We start from the raw sequence: 2058 nt of genomic DNA, 5'->3' as shown, positions 1-2058 counted from the left end.
GGTCCGGTGGCGCGGGCCCCCGGGCCTGGGCCGATCCGCTAGCCGCGGTAACAGGAGCCGCCCGGCCCCGTGTCCGGGGAGCCCATCCCGAAGACGTACAGCAGGAACAGCAGCACGGCCGCCACCACCAGCACCACCCACTTCACCTCCGGTTCGGTGCCCTCGGGCAGCACGGCCACCAGGACGGCCTGCAGGAGGACCAGCAGCACGGTCATGCCGATCCAGCCGACCGGCAGGCTCAGCGCCATCGACGCCCGGGTCGGCATGTCCATCCCCCGCGGGCAGTCCGCCCACCTGCGCGCAACCAGCAGCGCCCCCAGGACGGTGACCGCCGCCGCGAGCAGCGGTCCGGCGGCGTACCACCCGCAGCCGTGCGATCTGTTGCGCTCCACCGATGCCGCCATCCCCGCCGGTCCCCCTCGCCCACGCCCACGCCCACGTTCCCGGACGCACACGCCTCCGGAGTCCCGCGCGGTTCCCGGGCACGAACACGCGTGGACCCGAACACGCGTGGGCCCGACGACACACAGCCCCGGATTTCGGCGTCACGGACCTGTCAAAGCTGTGCCCGCGTACTCCAGGATGACAACGCCCCCTCGCACGACCGACCGCACTTCGCCACACCGCACCGCACCGTATTGCACCGCACCGACCGGACCCCGAGGAGCCGCACCATGGGCATCGCACGTCGTGAACTACTCAAGTGGGGCGCGGGATTGGGCGCCGCCACCGTCACGGGCCTCACCCTGCCTGGCACCGCGTGGGCGGCCACCGACGCCACGACGCCGCGCGGCCTGCCGACGGACAGCTGGATGAGCCGCCTGAGCGGCGACCTCTCCCTGCTCGACCTCACCATCCCCGGCACCCACGACTCCTGCTGCGAGAACCCCGCCTACGGCACCGAGTGGTCGCACACCCAGAACTGGGGAATCCCCCAGCAGTTGACCGAGGGAGTCCGCTTCCTCGACATCCGCTGCAACGGCCTCCAGGGCGCGCCCGACGAGCTCGGGATCTACCACTCCGACGCCTACCAGCACATCCGGCTCCAGGACGTGCTCGACCGGTGCCGGTCCTTTCTCCAGTCGCACCCCGGCGAGACCGTCCTGATGCGCCTGCGCAACGAGCGCGCCGGCGGCCAGTCGCTCGACGACACCGAGTTCATGCGGCGGGTCAACCACTACTTCGACGACCTGGGCTACCGCGGCCTGTTCCACTTCTACGGGTGGCCGACCCTCGCCACCGCCCGAGGGAAGGTCGTCCTGATCGCCGACTTCGCCAACCCGTGGGGCCTGATCGACTGGTCCAGCGGCGAGAACGGCTGGTTCGACACCCAGGACCTCTGGCAGACCGGCGGCCTCGACCCGCTGGGGACGAAGGGCCGGCGCATCGTCGCCCAGTTCGACAAGGCCTTCCTCACCCCGGGCCACTCGAAGATGTTCGTCAACTTCCTCTCCTACGCCGGGGGTTACTGGCCGAAGACTAGCTCGCAGGCCCTGATGGACCGCACGGTTTACCCGTATCTGAACGCCCGCACCCAGCAGCGCGCCCGATTCGGCATCGTGCCGATGGACTTCCCGGACTTCCACGTCAACGTCCTGCAGATGCTGATCGACAAGAACTTCATCTGATCACGGCCGGCAACGCGGCGTCGCCCCGGCGCTGCCGCGTTGCCGCCTGCCGGGTGCCGGGTGCCGGGTGCCGCCGACCGGGTGCCGGTTGGTACTCATTGATGCCTGTTGGGGCTCGCTGGTGCCTGTTGGGGCCGTCCGCATCAGCCCGGGGATGTAAACCCGTGGGCCAATACGACGTGACGGAGGATCAATCGACGGGCTGATGTTGCCCACCCGGCCCGCATGACAGCGTTCCACGCATGGACACCACGCCGCTGGACACCACGCCGACCGCACGCCGTACCGGACCGACCCGCCGCCGCATGCTGGGCACCGCGCTCGCCCTCGGCGCCGTCGCGCCGCTGGGCCTCGCCCGCACCGCCTCGGCCGCTCCCGCCGCCGCCCCGGCCGCCGCTCCCGCCCCCTCCTCCGGCGCCGCGTCCCCCTC

The 2058-nt window shown here is 71.3% G+C and carries 2 protein-coding genes and 1 pseudogene; 2 read left to right on the top strand and 1 reads right to left on the bottom strand.

Annotated elements, in window-relative coordinates; all coding sequences use genetic code 11:
* Positions 1-38: 38 nt before the first annotated feature.
* Positions 39-392 carry a hypothetical protein gene (locus ACIQOV_RS39000; protein WP_401055580.1) on the bottom strand — a complete coding sequence of 118 codons (354 nt, stop codon included), beginning with the start codon at positions 390-392 and terminating at the stop codon, positions 39-41.
* Between the two features lie 282 nt (positions 393-674).
* On the opposite strand from ACIQOV_RS39000, the gene ACIQOV_RS38995 reads away from it, so the two are divergent.
* Positions 675-1628 carry a phosphatidylinositol-specific phospholipase C gene (locus ACIQOV_RS38995; RefSeq protein WP_401055578.1) on the top strand — a complete coding sequence of 318 codons (954 nt, stop codon included), beginning with the start codon at positions 675-677 and terminating at the stop codon, positions 1626-1628.
* A gap of 242 nt (positions 1629-1870) precedes the next feature.
* Positions 1871-2058, top strand: a pseudogene (locus ACIQOV_RS38990) (hypothetical protein); the annotation flags it as partial.

Origin of the sequence: Kitasatospora sp. NPDC091257 (assembly GCF_044757675.1) — a bacterium.
Taxonomy (GTDB): domain Bacteria; phylum Actinomycetota; class Actinomycetes; order Streptomycetales; family Streptomycetaceae; genus Kitasatospora; species Kitasatospora lactacystinica.
The sequence above is the reverse complement of the archived record's forward strand: the minus strand, read 5'-3'. Positions and strand labels throughout refer to the sequence as shown.

What these genes read in the sequence shown, in the direction of transcription:
- ACIQOV_RS38995 (WP_401055578.1), top strand. Translation starts at nt 675, where the DNA reads ATGGGCATCGCACGTCGTGAACTACTCAAGTGGGGCGCGGGATTGGGC.